The 18,027-nt window shown below is 40.2% G+C and carries 13 protein-coding genes; 8 read left to right on the top strand and 5 right to left on the bottom strand.

Features of this window, described 5'->3' with window-relative positions; translation table 11 throughout:
* The 5 genes from EDM53_RS02235 to EDM53_RS02215 form a co-directional block, all read left to right on the top strand.
* On the top strand, positions 1-357 hold a 357-nt coding region (locus tag EDM53_RS02235), incomplete at its 5' end, for a transposase (protein WP_130122011.1).
* Positions 358-570: 213 nt separating this feature from the next.
* Positions 571-2,586, top strand: a complete 2,016-nt coding sequence (locus EDM53_RS02230) for an ankyrin repeat domain-containing protein (RefSeq protein ID WP_165379574.1) — start codon at positions 571-573, stop codon at positions 2,584-2,586.
* A 449-nt stretch (positions 2,587-3,035) separates the two neighbouring features.
* A complete protein-coding gene (locus tag EDM53_RS02225; RefSeq protein WP_130122007.1) occupies positions 3,036-3,683 on the top strand; it encodes an IS1634 family transposase in 648 nt (215 codons plus the stop codon).
* Positions 3,684-3,746: 63 nt separating this feature from the next.
* Positions 3,747-4,118, top strand: a complete 372-nt coding sequence (locus EDM53_RS02220; protein WP_130122005.1) for a hypothetical protein — start codon at positions 3,747-3,749, stop codon at positions 4,116-4,118.
* A gap of 155 nt (positions 4,119-4,273) precedes the next feature.
* Entirely contained in the window at positions 4,274-5,599 is a 1,326-nt protein-coding gene (locus EDM53_RS02215; RefSeq protein ID WP_130122003.1) for an ankyrin repeat domain-containing protein, read from the top strand.
* 214 nt (positions 5,600-5,813) lie between these two features.
* Here EDM53_RS02215 and EDM53_RS06125 read toward each other — a convergent pair whose 3' ends face one another.
* Positions 5,814-5,978, bottom strand: coding sequence for a hypothetical protein (locus EDM53_RS06125; protein WP_165379573.1), 165 nt, complete (start codon positions 5,976-5,978; stop codon positions 5,814-5,816).
* A 206-nt stretch (positions 5,979-6,184) separates the two neighbouring features.
* The gene (locus EDM53_RS06120) at positions 6,185-6,349 is read right to left on the bottom strand and encodes a hypothetical protein (protein ID WP_165379572.1); all 165 of its coding nucleotides are present in this window, start codon (positions 6,347-6,349) and stop codon (positions 6,185-6,187) included.
* A 192-nt stretch (positions 6,350-6,541) separates the two neighbouring features.
* On the opposite strand from EDM53_RS06120, the gene EDM53_RS02210 reads away from it, so the two are divergent.
* From EDM53_RS02210 to EDM53_RS02200, 3 genes are all read left to right on the top strand, one after another.
* Positions 6,542-7,891, top strand: a complete 1,350-nt coding sequence (locus EDM53_RS02210; protein ID WP_130122001.1) for an ankyrin repeat domain-containing protein — start codon at positions 6,542-6,544, stop codon at positions 7,889-7,891.
* A gap of 233 nt (positions 7,892-8,124) precedes the next feature.
* Positions 8,125-9,462, top strand: a complete 1,338-nt coding sequence (locus EDM53_RS02205) for an ankyrin repeat domain-containing protein (protein ID WP_130121999.1) — start codon at positions 8,125-8,127, stop codon at positions 9,460-9,462.
* 172 nt (positions 9,463-9,634) lie between these two features.
* Positions 9,635-10,972 carry an ankyrin repeat domain-containing protein gene (locus EDM53_RS02200; RefSeq protein ID WP_130121997.1) on the top strand — a complete coding sequence of 446 codons (1,338 nt, stop codon included), beginning with the start codon at positions 9,635-9,637 and terminating at the stop codon, positions 10,970-10,972.
* Between the two features lie 288 nt (positions 10,973-11,260).
* On the opposite strand, the gene EDM53_RS02195 is transcribed toward EDM53_RS02200, so the two are convergent.
* The 3 genes from EDM53_RS02195 to EDM53_RS06115 all read right to left on the bottom strand — a co-directional run.
* Positions 11,261-11,557: a hypothetical protein gene (locus EDM53_RS02195; RefSeq protein WP_130121995.1), complete on the bottom strand. Its 297-nt coding sequence runs from the start codon at positions 11,555-11,557 to the stop codon at positions 11,261-11,263.
* A 71-nt stretch (positions 11,558-11,628) separates the two neighbouring features.
* Entirely contained in the window at positions 11,629-13,959 is a 2,331-nt protein-coding gene (locus EDM53_RS02190) for an ankyrin repeat domain-containing protein (protein ID WP_130121993.1), read from the bottom strand.
* A 401-nt stretch (positions 13,960-14,360) separates the two neighbouring features.
* Positions 14,361-18,027: hypothetical protein (locus tag EDM53_RS06115; RefSeq protein ID WP_165379571.1), on the bottom strand; the 3,667-nt coding region annotated here is incomplete at its 5' end.

Genomic DNA, 18,027 nt, shown 5'->3' with positions numbered 1-18,027 from the left:
TCTGAGGTAAGGAATTTAGAAGGAGCGCTTGGTCCATTAAAGCCTAGGAGAGTGTATGCTGATAAGGGTTACTATAGTAAGGAGAATAAGGAGCTATTACGCAGTAAGGGGATTAAGAATGGCATCATGTATAAGGCAGCAAGGAATAAACCGCTGAGTAGGCTAGAGAAAGCATTTAAGAGGGTAGTTAGTAGTCACAGATATTTGGTAGAACAGGCTTTTGGTACACTGAAACGAAGATTTGGAATGACGAGAGCTACCTATATGACATTGCAAAAGGTTAAAGCGGAGGTGATAAGAAAGGCCATGGCATTTAACCTGTTAAAGGCCCTAAATCTTAGTGTGAAACCTACTTGATAGGACAAAAAAGGGACTCTTACTATATTGTGTTAATTATTTATAACAAAGTATTTTGATAACTTAACATAGTCTGACAAAATATAACACAATGTTTATACCTTACTCACAACACAAATAAAAAAACAAAATCATGCAGAGGTCTCTGCTATAGTGCCTCAACATAGTAAATCATTATACTAATTAGTAAATCATTATACTAATATTTATATGATGCGGAGTATAACAGGATTTTTGATCAGTGTTGAGTACGGAGAATTAGAGGAGGTCAAGAAATATCTAGATCATGGTGTAGTCAACATCAATGATGCAAATACCATTGGGGAAACAGCCTTACATAAAGCTGCAGGTGCTGGTAATGTTGAGATGTGCAAGTTATTATTAGGATATCCTAATATAGCTGTAGATTATGCTGACGTAGCAGGTTGTACGCCCTTATGTTGTGCAGTTTTTAGTGGATATGAGGAAGTAGTCAAGTTGTTGTTAGACAACAAAGCTTCTACTAGTGTTAGTGATAAATATGGTGATACAGTGCTACATATAATGGCTAAATCACCGTTATTATACGAAAGTAGAGATTTTATTGCTTATTTATTGTTAGAAGCTGATGCAAAACCCAATGCCATGGGTTTCAAAGGTCTAACACCTCTCACAATAACAGCAGAATTTGGCTATTATTCAACATGTAGACTTTTGATGCAGTATGGAGCGGACGTTGACAAATGTACTGATTGGATCAAAAGGGTGCCTGGATTTATAGAAGTAGCAGAAATAGCGAGAGACACATTAGAGTATAACTGTAAGAGCATACTAGATAGTGTAGGTTATAGTATAGCTGTATCAAAACAGCTCTTACCCTTTGAACTTGTACAAAAAATAGCTGAGTACTACAGCGCCCCATACTGGCATGAGAAATTTGATAGTGAGATCAAAGAGGAGTTAATGGGAATAGTATTCCCTAGTAAGAAGTTAGAAACAAGCATCACACAATTAGATGGAGTAAATGACCAAGAGTTCTATGAGTTAGATGCGTCATTAGATAATGAAGGGGATGCGCATACTCATGATGTTCTCGGGTATAATCAGAAGGTGCACGAAACAAGCAGTATTAATATATTAATATTGATGGGTGTTGGTGTAAACGATAACAGCTTTAAAGCTGTATCACTAAAATTATGCCAGGATAGTATGGAGGGTTGGGGAGCACCAATATTCATAAAAAAATTGCAACAACAATTCACAGAGCAGGCATTGCTGATACATCAAAGTGGAGATAGCTCTACACCGGGGCAAGTAAGCCATTTGCAATTACAACAAAATATTCCAGGATATAGGGTATTAGAGCTCTCTTTCAACATAATCCCTCAAAGATTCTGTATCAAAATTGGTATTAGCGATATTTATTTGGTGGTTACATATCGACACGAGATCAACAAATTTTTTGAAATATTGGAACGAAATGATATAAAATCAGCAACGACTTTACCAATAACACTAGATATTCTATGGGATCATGGGGAATTCAAAAAACAGGTACTGTTTCCACTGCACCCCGACAAGGGAGGAAACGCACAAGATTTTGCATTTGTGAGAGAATTGCAACAAAAAATGAAGGCAGATATTGATATTCACACAATAATAGCAGAAAAAGCCCAAAAAGCTCAGGTATGGTTATACAAAGCAACAGTGGGCATCAAGGCAGCAGATACAGTAGTTGACGTCTTAAGGGCAGTAAATCAACCCACAATAGAGAACGGCAAGAGGTTGGTATTTGACGCAGTGCATCTATACGGGATGTACAATGGACTAAACGGCTACAGTCTAGCAATAGGAGGATTAGAAGCATCATACCAAATATACCATGGTGAGTATGTTGAAGCACTGAAGCAGGCTCTCACCACAGGAGCGTACATGGCATTACCTATGGTGATGGCGGCATCAGGTATTCCATACTCTGGTGTAATTTTTGCTGTGGGAATGACAACCTACAGTGCATATCATTTTGTGTCCAAGGCACAGGCTTTGTACGTGGAATACACAAGTCAGGACAATGGGGCAAAATCAGCAGAAGCTTACACACAACTCTACAGCTCACTTGCTCAAACACCGCTGCAATATGTGTATGATTTTGAAAGTTCTAGGAACCTTAACGAAGATTCAGCAGAGCAAGCATCATCATTGCAAGAAGTAGCACATAGATATATAAGCGAATGGCCTGAAAATCAGTAAAGATTAGATAGTCTATCCAGTGGATTCTAGTTGAAGCCATTCAAAAGACACTATCTGTGTAACGGCCACCAATCAAAAAGTGTTGGACCTGCAAAGGGAGTGTTGTTCTGGCCAGAATTAAATGCGAGAGACCTCTGCGTGATTTTGTTTTTTTATCCCGAGTTTGACAGCTAGAAGTGTAGGATGAGGCATAAGATATATGGTTTGAGGATTTTTTGTGATACATTTGTAATGTACTGCTATTTATTTGTTGCAATTTTATTTTTATAATATTACAAATATATTATTTGTAATGTACTCTATATTGCCTCTATGTTTCGGCGCACTACTCAAGCCAAAAATAATAATTACGTTTCCATCGTCAAAGCATATCGTGACAAAACCGGCAAACCTAAACAGAAAAAGAACGCCAAAAACTTTACGTTCTAGGACACAATCTTATCAAAACAATGGAGGGTCAACCACTCATCACTAACCATGACATCACAGAAATACGACGGGAAAATTGGGGCCTTGAGGTAATTATCGACCGACTCTTCTCCATCTACAAACTTGAGCCTCTATTCGCTAAACTAACTCTCGATCGCAAAATCGAATATGACATAGTTGCAGCTGTCAAATTCATGGTCGCAACTCGCTTTGTTGAACAAATGAGTAAGCTAGCCTCTTTTCATCAACGACACTCTTTCAGCGGCTTCGGTAACTTTGACCTACAGCATCTATACCGCAGTTTAGATGAGCTACACCGCTATCAAACAGAGATTAAAACACACCTGTTTCGTTCCCAAAAGGCTCTTTCTAAAAAGGAAATAGATGTTGTCTTTTTTGATGTCACTACTCTGTACTTTGAATCACAACAAAGCGATAGATTAAGAGACTTCGGCTTTAGCAAGGATTGTAAGTTTAACGAAACTCAGATTGTATTGAGCTTGTTGATTACAAGTGACGGTAGACCAATTGGATACGAGATATTTCCTGGGAATCAATATGAGGGAAATACTTTGCTAGATTGTTTGCAACAGCTTCGGGATTTTTACAATGTACAGAAAGTTGTGATTGTAGCGGATCGGGGCTTGAGTTCTTTCCAAAACCTTTAGGGGATTAAAGATAAAGGTTTTGACTATATCATAGGGAGCAGATTAAGGAATTTATCGAAATCTATGCAGGAAGAGATTTTGAAGCCTGAGGATTATTGTGCACTTTATGAAGCAGATGATGAGGAGATTCGTTACAAGACGATGACATATTGTCGTAGCAAGCACCTAAGAAATGAGGAAGGGAAGAATGAAAAACATGTATTGTCTGAACAATTGCTTTGTCTTTATTCAAGTAAAAGAGCGAGAAAAGATGCGGAGGATAGAAAACGTTTAGTGCAAAGAGCGGGAGAGATGCTTGAATCTGGGAGCTACAATGATAAACGTGGAGCAAAGAAATATCTGAAAATGGAGGGGGAGCGTCCTCAAGGATTGGATTTGGAGAGGATTGAACGAGACGGATGCTATGATGGTAATACAGGTAGTGCTACACTATAGCCCATCTTGTTCTAGCACATTTAATTATTATACGTTTTGTCTTGAATCGAATGGAATTGCTTGTTTTATCAAGTATGCGATCATTAATTTGTGTGGCAATCACTACTTAATGTGATACAATGTGGTCATTGATAAACACACTACAACAATAAAGTATGCCTACAGCGATTGACCTTTATATTTGCATAGACTCTGGTGATATCAATGGTGTTCGAAGTTACTTGGACAATGGTGGAGATGTGGTTAACTACAGAAGTATAGGTGGTGAAGCACCTTTACACCACGCTGCTACCATGAACAGTGTCGAAATGTGCGAGTTGTTCCTTGCGCATCCATTGATCACCCCGAATGATCGAACTTATGGGGGATGGACACCTTTACATCTCTCTGTTTGTCACAATCATATTGATGTGACTCGCCTCCTTCTACAACATAAAGCAAACCCAAACTTGTTGGAGGTAACGGGAAAGGCACCACTCCATCTTGCTGTTGATGACCCAAAATACATCGATACGGTTGATTTACTTTTAGAGGTTGGAGCAAAGCCAAATGTTATTGACGAGGAAGGGCTGACGCCTCTCTCCATTGCCGTTGCTCATCAACAAAAAGAGATATGCGTCTTGCTCTTACAACGTGGCGCTAATGTGAACTTATGTACAGAAGAGCTGCGATTGAGTAGAGTACTGTCTGATGCGTCACAAGAGGCGTTTGAGATATTAGACCATAACGACAGAGCAGTATTACAGATGGTTGGTTATAGTTTGGCTCTTTCAAGATTTGCTATTCCATTTGAAATGATTGACGAAATATCTAAGTATTATGAAAGTCCGTATTGGTGGAAGAAGTTTGACACTGAAGATATCGATAAGCTGATGGAAGTAGCTTCGCCGACGTATGCTCAAAGGCTTTGGGAGTGTACATATGAAGATACTGTAATGGTTGGTTCCGATGCAAACAGTGAGAGAGATGAGTGTATGATCTGCTCAAGTACAGAAATTACATCGCAACACGGAGAATCTTCGTCAATGGGAAGTGCATGTAGCGATAGTGATAGCACCTTGACAGATGAGCCAGCAGTAGTGCTAAAGAGCTCAGAAAGGGACTATAGGGCTATGCTAAGTCCAGGGAATGAAAACCAACATTCACTGCTTCTTAATGAGATGCTGGCATGGATATCAACATTACCGACATGGTTTCAGGAGCATGTGATGAGCTTGCATATGGTAGAAAGGCTTATTAGGGGGTGCCTGGATAGTGGTCCTATTGTTATAGACCCAATGTCAATTGATAGAGACCAGAGCTTTGAATCAGAGTATAGGCACTTGAGCAGATACGAGACTGCCCCATATACTGTTGAAAAAGCGAGGGCGACTGATTACGCGACAGAGTATCATGCTGAGTTGGTAGGGGATGCGATGATGGACTCTGAGTTTTACCCTTTGACAATGGATTGGAACAGCGGAGTAACACTAGTGGTGTAGTGTGGCTATCTGCTGATGTTGTTGTTGAACCCTTCGGAAGCTACATAATGTGAAGGTTTAGTACCAATTGTAGTGACAACATGAGGTGTAAGTCTTTTTGCAGTCGTCTTCTCATTTCTTTGAGCCTCGAGGGGGTGGAACTGCTGTGCCCCCCACTCTCGCGTATATAGTATCAGGTCCCTTTTGATGTGCTCCTCCCCCTCAGTGTCAGGTACTACATGCCGTTTACTTTCTTATTGGTTACCATACACCCTCCTGGATCTCGTTTGATGGTTCGAGTCCCAGATCTTTCCGTACTGGATGGCGGATGATGATCATATCCCGTAGTTTGCTTCTCGTCCCTTCGCTCTAGACCAAAGAACAATCCCGACTTTGACAACTGAAATAGCTCAAACCCTTATGTGGTAAGGATTTCAGCTTTTTGATGCTTAACTTGTTGTGAACCATAATTAGTAACAATTGGTTGATTTTTTAGCAAAATTTGGTACTTTCTCACGGTGGAGTGTGCTGTGTAATAATTTTTTTAGCTAAAATCGCATGAAATAAGCCTTGTAGAGCATTTAATGTCAAACTCGTGAAGAACAATCATTCTTTTGGAGCTCTAGGAGATTCAGACATACGGTGTAGTTGTTGTTCTGGTAGGACGGTTTGCTTAGGGCATATGTCAAATACATGTTGTATAGGATTGTACACATTTGTGCACACTCCGAAATTCCCCATCGCTATCCATATATTTCTTCTGTATTGCATCTTTTACTGCTTCTGGCTTCCTCATATCCTTAGTATCCAAGAAACGTTTTACAATTTCTTTCTTGATTTTACTGAGAGTCTACTCGGGTCATTTGCTGGTCTGTTTTTATGAAATATTTGATCAAAAAATATAGTAGTCGTATTATTGTATGGTAGGATTTGCACTCTATAAACATCATATTATTGAACAACATGCCTACAATCAGAGACCTTTGGATCTACATAGATGCCGGTGATACCAATAGAGTGCGTGACTACTTGAACAGTGGTGGGGATGTGGTGGGAGAAGGTGGTGACTACGTTGGCGTCTTTGGTGGAACGCCATTGCACCATGCCGCTTCCATGAATCGTCTCCGCATCTCTCAACTACTGCTGGCCCACCCACTAATAAACGTTGATCATCAAGATGGTGGAAGGTGGACACCGTTGTATGTCTCTGTTTGTCACAATCATATTAATGTCGCTCGCCTACTTCTAGAACATAAAGCAAACCCAAACTTGGTAGATATAAATGGGAGAACATCACTGCATATTGCCGTTGATGAGGCTAAATACATCGATATAGTTGATCTGCTTTTAGAGGTTGGAGCAGAGCCAAATGTTATTGACGATGAAGGGTTGACGCCTCTGTCTATTGCAGCCGCTCATCAACAAAAAGAGATATGTATCTTACTGTTACAACGTGGTGCTGATATCAACTTATGCACAGAGGAGTTGCGGTTGAGCAAAGTACTGTCAGATACTTCACAGGAAGCTTTTGAGATATTAGAGCATAACGATAAGGCGATATTAGAGATGGTTGCTTATAGTCTGGCTCTTTCAAGGTTGAGGCTTCCATTTGAGATGATTAAGGAAGTGTGTAAATACTATGAAAGTCCTTATTGGTGTGGGAAGTTTGACATTGAAGACATCGACGAGCTGAGGGAGGTGGTGTTGCCGACATATGCTCAGAAACTTTTAGAGTCTGTACCTGAAGATGTTGAGATGGTTGATGCTGATGTCAGTAGTGATGAAGAAGAGTCTGTGGCTTGCTCAAATAGCGATGGCATTGCCTCACAAGATCTGGATGGCTTTTCAGGAGGAAGGTCATGTAGTAGCGATAGTAACAACGTCTTGGCAAATGAGCCAGCAGTAGTGATCAGGAGCTCAGAAAGGGACTGTAGGCCCATGCCAAGTCCAGGGAATGAAAATCAAAGCACACTGCTTCTTAATGAGAGGCTGGCATGGATATCAACATTGCCGATTTGGTTTCAGGAGCATATGATGAGGTTACATATAGTAGGAAGGCTTATGGAGTGGCTTGATAGTGGTCCTATTAGTATAGAGCTCACATTAAGTGATAGAGCTGGCAACTTTGAAGCAGAGCATAGTGACTTCAGCAGATACGATGCTGTTCCATACACTGTTGAAAAGGCGAGTGTGACTGACTACGCGACAGAGTATCATGCTGAGTTGGTAGGGGAGTGGATGATGGACTCGTCATTCTATTCCATGACAATCGATTATAACAGTGCCGCAACGGACTTTTTACCTCACTTGTAATATATACTGTAATTGCAAATTGTGAGGATTGTATGAAGAATGGATACACAATATAATTATTTGGATATTGGAATAAAGAGTGTATTTATTCGATGAGGACTATGCAAAACTGAGGTGAACAAAGGCATTTGAGGGTGTACTCGAAACCACAGATCTTTGGCCTATTTTTGTATATTCATCAATCGCTATATGTGCTACCATCGTCGTACCAAAACCAATAGTAAAAGTAATAAATGCAAGACAATCAGGAGTGTAGATTTTTTCTCACTGACGTAGAATTCGGAAGGATAGATGAAGTAAGAAAGTACTTAGATAATGGCGGAGACGTCAATTTTAGTAGTGTACTTTGTGAGACTGCTCTTCATAAAGCAAGCAGGATAGGAGACATAGAACTTTGTCGACTGTTACTTGCGCACGACAATATTGAGATCAATGCACTTGAGGTGTTTGGGTACTCACCATTGCATGAAGCAATCTATCACGACAGGCTTGACATCGTGGAGTTACTTATAGAACACCGAGCAGATGTGAACATCGTGGGAGAATGCTACGCTACTACTACCTCTGCACCTCTACATTTTGCTGCGGAGAGAAATCCTGACATTACGTTATTGCTACTAGAGGCCCGTGCTAATGTCAATATTCCCAATTGTGCAGGATGGCCACCTCTTAACAAAGCCATAAAGTACCAACACAAAGAAAATTGCATACTTTTGTTGCAGTATGGAGCAGATCCTACTCTCTGTGACCCAGAATTAAGTGACACAAAGTTTTTCACATATGCTGCACAAGAAGCTTTTGAAATATTAGAGCATAACAGCAGAGTAATATTACAGATGGTTGGTTATAGCTTGGCTCTTTCAATGTTTAGCCTTCCATTTGAAGTGATTAAAGAAATATGTAAATACTACGACAGCCCGTATTGGTGGAAAAAGTTTGATACTGAAGACATAGGTAAACTGAAGGAAGTAGTGTTGCCGACATATACTAAGAAATTTCTGTGGTTTGTGTCTGGAGATATTGAGATAGTTGACACTAATAGTGATGGAGAGGAGTGTATCTCCTGTTCAAACATGAGCGGAGATACAGTAAATGGGTCGCAACATGTAGGGTATTCTCTAATAGGAAGCTTATGTAGTGATCATGATAGCCCTTTGGTAAATGAGCAAGCTGTTACAATAAGTATGTCAGAAAGGGAGCATAGTGATTCATCGATCCAAGAAAGCGGAAACCAAAACTCCAGGCTTCTCGACGAGATACTGGAATGGATATCCACATTACCTACATGGTTTCAGGAGCATATGATGAGCTTGCATCTAATAGAAAGGCTTATGGGATTACTTGAGTATGATATCATTGGAACAGCGTTTATATCAGCTAACAGAGGTAAGAGCTTTGAAGCAGAGAGTACTAAGGACTCCAGCAGATACCATGCTGCCCCATACACCGTTGAAATGGCAAAAGGGACTGATTACGTAACAGAGTATCAAGTTGAGTTAGTAGGTGAGGGAATGATGGACTCTGCATTTTGCCATACGACGACAGATTGGAACAGTGGTGGAACGTTCTGATGTAGTATGGTAGATAGCATATGCACTGATGGTCTTTGGATTATGCTAACTTACAAGAATAGTGTAGATATATCCTCATCAAAAGGGAAAGTGCTTGTGTACTATTTCTATATTCATCGATAATGATGTGTGGTATTATTTGGACACTTCAATAAATCAGTCAATACAACAAATGCAAGACGAACAACAAGGTCAGCTTTTTCTTAGCGATGTTCAAGCCAACAATGTACAAGGAGTAATACGATATCTGGATAATGGAGGAGACATCAATTTTAGAAGCATACTTGGCGAGACCGCCCTACACTGTGCATCTGAGACAGGGCATGTCACGATATATCGACTGTTGCTTGCCCATCCTGATATTGACGTCAACGTGCTTGAGCTTTTTGGGTCTTCACCATTACATAAAGCTATCTATTACCAAAGACTTGACATCGTAGAACTGCTTATAAAACATCGAGCAGATGTCAACATCATTGGAGAAGGTTACACTACCCCTACTTGCACACCTCTACATTTTGCTGCAGATAAAGATCCTGACATTACATTATTGCTACTAGAAGCTGGTGCTAATGTTAATGCTCTCAATTGTGCAGGACTACCGGCTCTTGATATTGCCATAGATCATAGGCACAAAGAGAACTGTATCATATTATTGCAATACGGAGCTGATCCAGGACTATGTAGGGCGAGGCTAAGGGACACAAAATTTTTTGCGAATGTTTCACAGGAAGCTGTTGGAATATTAGATCATAACGATAGGAGCATATTGCAGATGGTTAGTTATAAATTAGCTCTTTCAAGGTTTTGTTTTCCGTTTGAAATGATTAAAGAAGTGTGCAGCTACTACGAAAGTCCGTATTGGTGGAAGAAGTTTGATACTAAATACATAGATACAGTGATGGAGATCGTGCTACCGACATATGCTCAAAAAATTCTGGATTATCTACCAGGAGATACTGCAATGGTTGAAGCTGGTGCCAATAGTGATGGAGATGAGTGGGTCGCCTTATCAGGGAGGGATGGCAGCTCCATCTCGGACTATGAAGAGTTACAGTCAACAACAAACTCATATATTGATCATAATAGTACTTTGGTAGATGAGGACAGGGTGCTGATAAGTAGCTCAGAAAAACATGATACGAACGTTGCATGCTCAGAAAGCGACGATCAAAACACTCTACCTTTTAATGAAGTATTGAGATGGATATCAACATTGCCGATATGGCTTCAGGTGCACATGATGAGATTACATCTAGTAGAGAGGCTTGTGGGATTGTCAGATGCTTCTCCTACTTACACTTGGGTCATATCAGGTGACGCACCTGGGACTTGCGAAGCAGACCACACGCTCACCAGATACGATACTGCACCTTACATTGTTGAAAACGTGAGTGCGACTGACTACGTCACAGAGTATCAGAACCAGCTAGGAGATCTGCAGATTATGGACTCTGCCTTTTACCCTGTGATAATAGATTGGAATAGCGGTATCACATTCCCAGTTTAGTGAGGTAGATTTATTTACGCTGATAATTTTTGGATTATGTCAACCCACAAGAATGTTATAGAACATTCTTCGTTAAAAGATAGGTTTTCAATCTGTTGTGTGTTGTGCAATATTGGAAGAGACCTCTGCATTATTGAGTTATGTGAATAGAAGTATTATGGTATGGACCATGAAGTAAACAAGAAAGGTTGAGATGAGTTTTTCCCGAGTTTGACAGTTGTATTGTAGGGGAGGCTGGATTCATGAGTGATTGGGTGGTTATCAGTGTTTACTACAATTCGCGATATTTTATAATTTGCAATTTATCGGCTGCTCCAAACTCAACGCTAACATAATTGCATTGGTTAAATCATTATTGCGGTTAGTAATCTGTATCCTGTTGATGTTATTATTTATTACCGTAACCTCCATTCCCGACAATGCTTCTCTAATACTGTCATGAGTAACACCTTCTACTCCATTGGTTTTTAACTTTATTTCTAAGCTTCTTTCAAATAAAAACGCAATGTAACTTAAAGTTAAATGGCCAATAATTCTATTGCTTGTCCAGTGAAACATTGGCCTGATTTCAAAGTGATGCTTCAAAATCCTGAATGACTCCTCATTGGATCATCTCAAATTACTGTAGCCACCTCAATCTCTTAACGCACTTTCTCTTACATCACATCAGTCATCTCTTGCACTTTCAACACTTCTTCCACAACCAGTTCCGCCTGATCCACTCTAATGGTCTCAAATTCGTATATGTATTGTAATGGAGTTTGGGATAACAAAGTGTAGAATTCTCCATATGCAGAGGCTGATCGTGCTGCATTGTCATCGCTTGTATACTCCACATACAAAGCATGTGTGTTGGACATCAGATGGTAAGTGCTGTAAGCAGTTATTCCTACTGTAAATACTAAGCCTACATACGGTAATCCTGTCACTGCCATTACCATAGGTAGAGCCATGTAAACTCCTGTGATCCCTAGATGCTTAACAGCTACTGTGTATTCCCCTTGGTACACTTGATAGGCAGCTTCCACACCTCCGATTGCTAAGCTGTATCCATTGAAGCCTTTACACATTCCGTATATGTGTACCGCCCCCAACATCAGTTTCTTGGCGTTCTTCAGTGTTGGTTGATTGACAGCTCTGAGTACGTCCACTACTGTATCAGATACTTTGATGCTTAGTGCTGCTTTGTATAGTATTACTTGTGCTTTTGCTGCTTTTTCAGCGATTACCACATCTATGTCGACATCGGAAGTCATTTTTTGCTGTAATTCTCTTGCAAATGCAAAATCTCCGACCTTTCCTCCCTTATCGGGATGCAACTTCAACAATACACTCTTCTTGAATTCTGCGTAGTTACGGAAAATATCAATAGATGTTGTCTCATCCAGATTGTTTTCTTTCAAGATTCCGTTAAATCTTGCAATTTCTGACTTATATACAAGCTGCCTGCATTTCCAGATCAGGTCTAGTTTGTGAAGGATCTTTTGTATTATGCCATTTTGAGCGAGATCTAGATGCTTACTACTTATACCATTCGAGCCCTGACCCTGTTCTTCTTCAACAGTGATCAGTGCCAGTGACGGCAATGGCAAAGATGGTATGACCAAAACATCACTACCTATTGCTCCCATTATTTCAAGCACCAACTCCCTACTTCCTATCTCCTTTGCTCTAATGAGCAATGCTAGGGCTTGCTCTTCCGTGTACATTACGTTCAACAGCGTATCGTGCAGTATACTTCCTCCTAGCTCATGCGCTACGTACAGCAAGTCCCTTCCTACAGTGCTTTCTATTAGTGCGTATACCCTGTTGTCATACCTTGCGCTTACAAAGCATAGTGTTACACTAGCACTTCTCTGATCTACCCGCATCTTTAACATACCCACTTCCACGTCTTCTACTCTCTCTCCATATCCACCAGTGTACTCGCTTATTATATCTGTGACAGACAAGGGTAACTCTCCTAATCCTTCTAATATGATACTGTATTTTAACATACTCGATAGCAGCACTTTGTTGTGACTTATTACCTCTAAACCTTCCAATACGCTCTTTTCAAATTGCCTGATCGCTTTCTTATTAGATGTGCCTAGTCTGCTCAGTACTTCCTCCTTTATCGATCTGCCCTTTTTATTTACAACATCTAAAGGTGTACCGTATTGCACCAACAACGATGTGATCCCTCTTGCATCTTCGATTGCACAACGATCAAAAAAGTGATGTGAATAATGCAATGCTGTATTTCCATCGCCATCAAGCACTGATAGATCTGCTTTAGCGTATCTTACCAAAAACTCTACAATCTCTATTTTTCTTGTCATCGCTCTGTGAATTAAGGCACTTTGGAGCAAATTCCCAGTCATTTTGTTCACATCTGCTTTATATTCTATCAATAACTTCATCATCTCTATGTTTTCTAGTGCAAGCAACATACTACTGCATCTATTATTCCCAGTAAGGTCAGGGTTTAGACCATATTCAGATAGCAACATTCGGACTATCTCTATTTGTCCAAACTCTGAAGCGTACTGTAGTAGGTTCCCATACCCAGGCTCATCACGCTCCGGATCGTAATACTGTAGTAAAAACCTCACAACTTCCTTGTGACCCTTCTTAACAGCACGAAAAATAGCCATAGGTTCAAACAATACTTCAACGCATTCGTATTGCAGTAATAGCTTCAGCACTTCTAGATGACCCATAGCACTTGCATCTCGAAATGCACACCACTTATCTACTTCAGGTCCAACTTCATGCTCTAAGACATACCTGCATACATTGATCGCACCGCTCCAGCTACTCATCATCAGCACACTCATCATCACAGAATTCAGTTCAACCACGACACCAGATTCTATAACCCTCCTCACACCATCTGCATCATCACGCTTCACTAATTTCCTGATACTCTCTAGCAAGATTTCATCGCCATCATTAGCGTATATAAAAGCTCTTTTACTAATCCCTGTTCTCCTTACCTTGCGCATTTTTATACAACTATTACTGTTATCTCATCGTGATGTTATAGCATATGTCCACTACGATCACTACTAAGGATTGCACATACCTGAACTATTACTCCTTGAGCATATTCGTACCTGTACAAGTTTTATTTAACCTCTTTTGTTTCAGCTATTGCACTGTTAACAAAGTGATTGAGAAATAGAGATTAAAAGAATATAGGCTATACTTCTGGATAAATCATACGTGTAATATAAAAAAAGCAACAAGGAAATCCCCAATGACAGCAGCTCAGTTTAAAGAAATGATAGAGCGCAATAAGAAGAAAAGCGGAGCCCGACTAAGATTTACGAACGTTTCTCCACGATACTTTCTTCCCTCCTTTTGTCTTCATGGCATTACCATTATGTATTCGCATGTAATGACATTATATATCATACAACACTTCTTGCAATGTCTGTTGTTTGGGCTGTTCTTGCCTTAGTTCCATATTATCTCCACCATGAGTATCAAATTCGTATATGTATTGCAGCGGTGTACCAGCTAGTGAGCTGTACAGATTTGCATAAGCTTCTGATGACTTTGCTGCATTATCCTCACCAGTGTACTCTATGTACAGACTATGTACATTGGACATTAGATGGTAACCACTGTAGGCTGTCATGCTTGCCACGAGTACCAAGCTTCCATATGGTATTCCTGCTGCTGCCATTGCCGTAGGTAATGCCATGTATGCTCCTGTGATCGCAACGTGCTTCAATGCTTCTAGATATGCTCCTTGGTATACTTGGTATGATGCTTCTAACCCTCCTATTGCCAGTCCATAACCGTTCAACCCCTTGTACACTCCATACAAGTGTGCTGTATCGAACACTAGTTGCTTGCCGTTCTTCAGTGTTGGTTGATTGACAGCTCTGAGTACGTCCACTACTGTATCAGATACTTTGATGCCCAGTGTTGTTTTGTACATCGCCACTTGTACTTTTGCCGCTTTTTCTGCTATTATTGTGTTTATGTCGACATCTGAGTTCATTTTTTGCTCTAATTCCTTCACAAATACAAAATCTTCTCCATCAGGCTTCTGATCGGGATATAAGCGCAACTTCGCATCAGGATGTAGCTTAGATAGCACCTTGTTCTTTAAGTCCCTAGGATCCCGCAATAAATTTAACGATTCTGTGACATCTACTCCATTTTCTTGCAATATTTCGTTAAATCTAGTGATTTCTGCTTTGTGCAGGCGCAGCTTGTATTTCCAGGCGATGTCTAGTTTGTTGCTTAATTTTTCAATGATACTACTAATAGTGCTTGACACCGTAATTTTTTCGTGTGGAAGATAGAAGGTATTGGTGGTTTGTTGTGCACCCTCTTCTCCTATCCTTAATCTAATTGTGCTCTGAACCACCAGCGCCTCTTCGTTGATGGGAGACATTCCAACAGCCCTCAGAGGCATGCCTGCCTCTTCTACGGCTCCCATTATCTCTAGTATCAATGCTTTGCTTCCCATATCCTTCGCTCTACTCAACAGAGCTAACGCTTGCTCTTCCTCGCATATCACATTTAACAATGCGTCATGTAGTATACTTCCTCCTATCTCGTAAGCGTCAAGCAACAAATTACTACCAATATATGAGTTCAAAAACGTATTATTGTACAATATTCTTGAATAAAGAACGATGATGGTACTTCCAACCATAGCATCTGTAGCTGGAAGCAGGTCACGGTATGGTGCTGTGTCTTCCGGAAGCCTTAAGGCCTCCTCAAAGTCTTGTTGTACTTTTATAGGATCTATGTCTCCTCTTCTAGAAGGCTTCTCCTGACTCTGTAGCCGTTGATGTACCTCATACCACTCCCTAGCTATTCTTCCATCTATGCCTTCTTCTCTCACTACCAGGCCCCCATCGCGTCTTTCGAATATTGATAGCATTTTACCATAGTCTTGAGCACTGTCTGCTGAACATTTCAGAAAGTAGTGGATACTTGTTGGGTCTTCTATGTTCGTCCTTACCTCTACGTCACCTTCTAGTAAACTGTACCTTGCATTTCTAAGATCATTAGTTAATGCTACAGCTAATGGACCATAAAAATGGCATATGTCCTTTCTATACATTTGATCTAGTGTATCCTCCTTCACTTTTCTGTACGTACTAATGGCATATTGCCTCGCAAAGTCCTTTCTCATATCCATGATTTCTTGTGCATCTCCTCGATAGAAGTTGTTGTGATCTAGCATATACATCGAGTGTACGTCTGAATTAGCAAAAATCTCAGCGTTTTTAAGAGCATATATTCCGCAGCTTGTACCATCTGTCTGTTCCACACTCGTATATGTTTTGATCTCCACACCACCCCAACATTCTACTATAACAGCCTCTAGATCTTTGTATAACTTTCCTAGCGAATCTTTAATTAGGCATTTAATACCGACACGATCTTGGAAAACAACAAATGCTATCCAATGAAATAACTCGACGTTATATATACCTACTATTTTCCTTTCCAAAGTCCCGCTACTATGCTGTTTTAGCACCTCAGAAACGTCAAGACAACCAATAGCTCTACCACATGCACCGACAAATGCTACATCTGTTCTGTCCTTCCATAGTTGCTCTCCTATGACTTGAATGTCGTTCCCTTGATACCAATAATTGTTGTTGAAACATTGATTAAACGCATTCTCCAGAGCATGTAGATCTTGTGGACCCTCACCTTTGGTAACTATAGCGGTGGGGTTCACCTCCAATTTCTTTAACTGTTCCACCGTTCTTAATATCAGTACGCGGGCCTCTATGGAGTCATATCTTTGTAGCAGTACTGAAAATATTTCATCAGTTCTCATGGCCTCCAACTTAACAAAATTTTGCTCCTCGCTCAGGCCAGATTCTGCAGAGCTCTGGGAATACTGGTATTGCGAAATAAACGTCTCACCTTCATCCTTAACCCCACGTTTCTGTTTTGTCTTAGAAGATAGACTCGACAAAAGTGCTCGCGCCGCTTCTTGTTGCTGTATCATTCTTGATACAGCATAATCAGTGTAGATATATACGCTATGCCCTTTTAAAGCAATCTCATCTATTTGCTCAACCTTCTTTATTGGAAAATCTACATTACGTTTATCCACGTAGTATCCCACATTACCTTCTGCCACAGTTCCTAACAATTCATCACCAGAGTACAAAAATATCGGCTTCGCCCACCCTTTAAATTTCAAGTTATGGTCATCTCTCTTTTCTACATATGCTTCTATGTTCACCTCTTGTCCGTCAGCAATAGTTTTGATACTATTCCGACTCTTATACTGATGATATGCTTTCAAAGCCAATGCGCAGTAATTGCAACAAAGCTTGGCAATGCCTATGTAGATCGGCTCACTTGTATTTTGAAGTACACGAGTAAATACCAAATAATCTATTATTTTCATCTCTGCGTGCATCTTCTCTCCCGGAATATTCTTGCCAATTGCCAGTATCACGTAACCATGCTCCATATTCTTCATCAAAGAGTAATGGGGATAGGAGAGCTCGTCTAATTCAAGTGTCACAACTGTCGCTACTTCAATTCCTTTGAACGCATCTTTTATCGCATGTGCATTGCTCCTTTGTAAAAATTTTTCTATTTTTATAAAATCCCTAGCTAGCGCACTACTTATTTCATATGCAACAGCCATAAATTTCCTTTGCTCTATAGGGTAAAGTTCACTTTTTGACGCATAATGCTTGCGCCAAGTTTTATATTCATTCAATACATCTAGTGCTATACCGCCTATCTTCTCCTCATCTAATTGAACGTACCCCGACGCTTCTCCTTTGATTCTTTTAGTGCATATCTCTTTAAATACCAGGTCCCTTGTTGCACATGAAACTTCCTCTCCTTTGGCAAGGGTCCTAAAATAACTCATTACATTTCTTATTAGCGACACTTTCCTATTGGCATCTTCCTTGAAATCTGTGCCCGACTCAATATCATTATCACTAATCAGTATCTTGTTGTTAACAAAACACACTGCCGTACAGCCTTGGCTAGTCATTTCTAAAAGCCTTGCAAGATTGTCTAATACCCTCTTGTCTTTTGGGATCTTGGTGTGTCCTACTGTT

Origin of the sequence: Rickettsiales endosymbiont of Peranema trichophorum (assembly GCF_004210275.1) — a bacterium.
Lineage (GTDB): Bacteria > Pseudomonadota > Alphaproteobacteria > Rickettsiales > Midichloriaceae > RICK02.
Note: the sequence above shows the minus strand (reverse complement) of the source record. Positions and strands in the feature narration are given on the sequence as shown.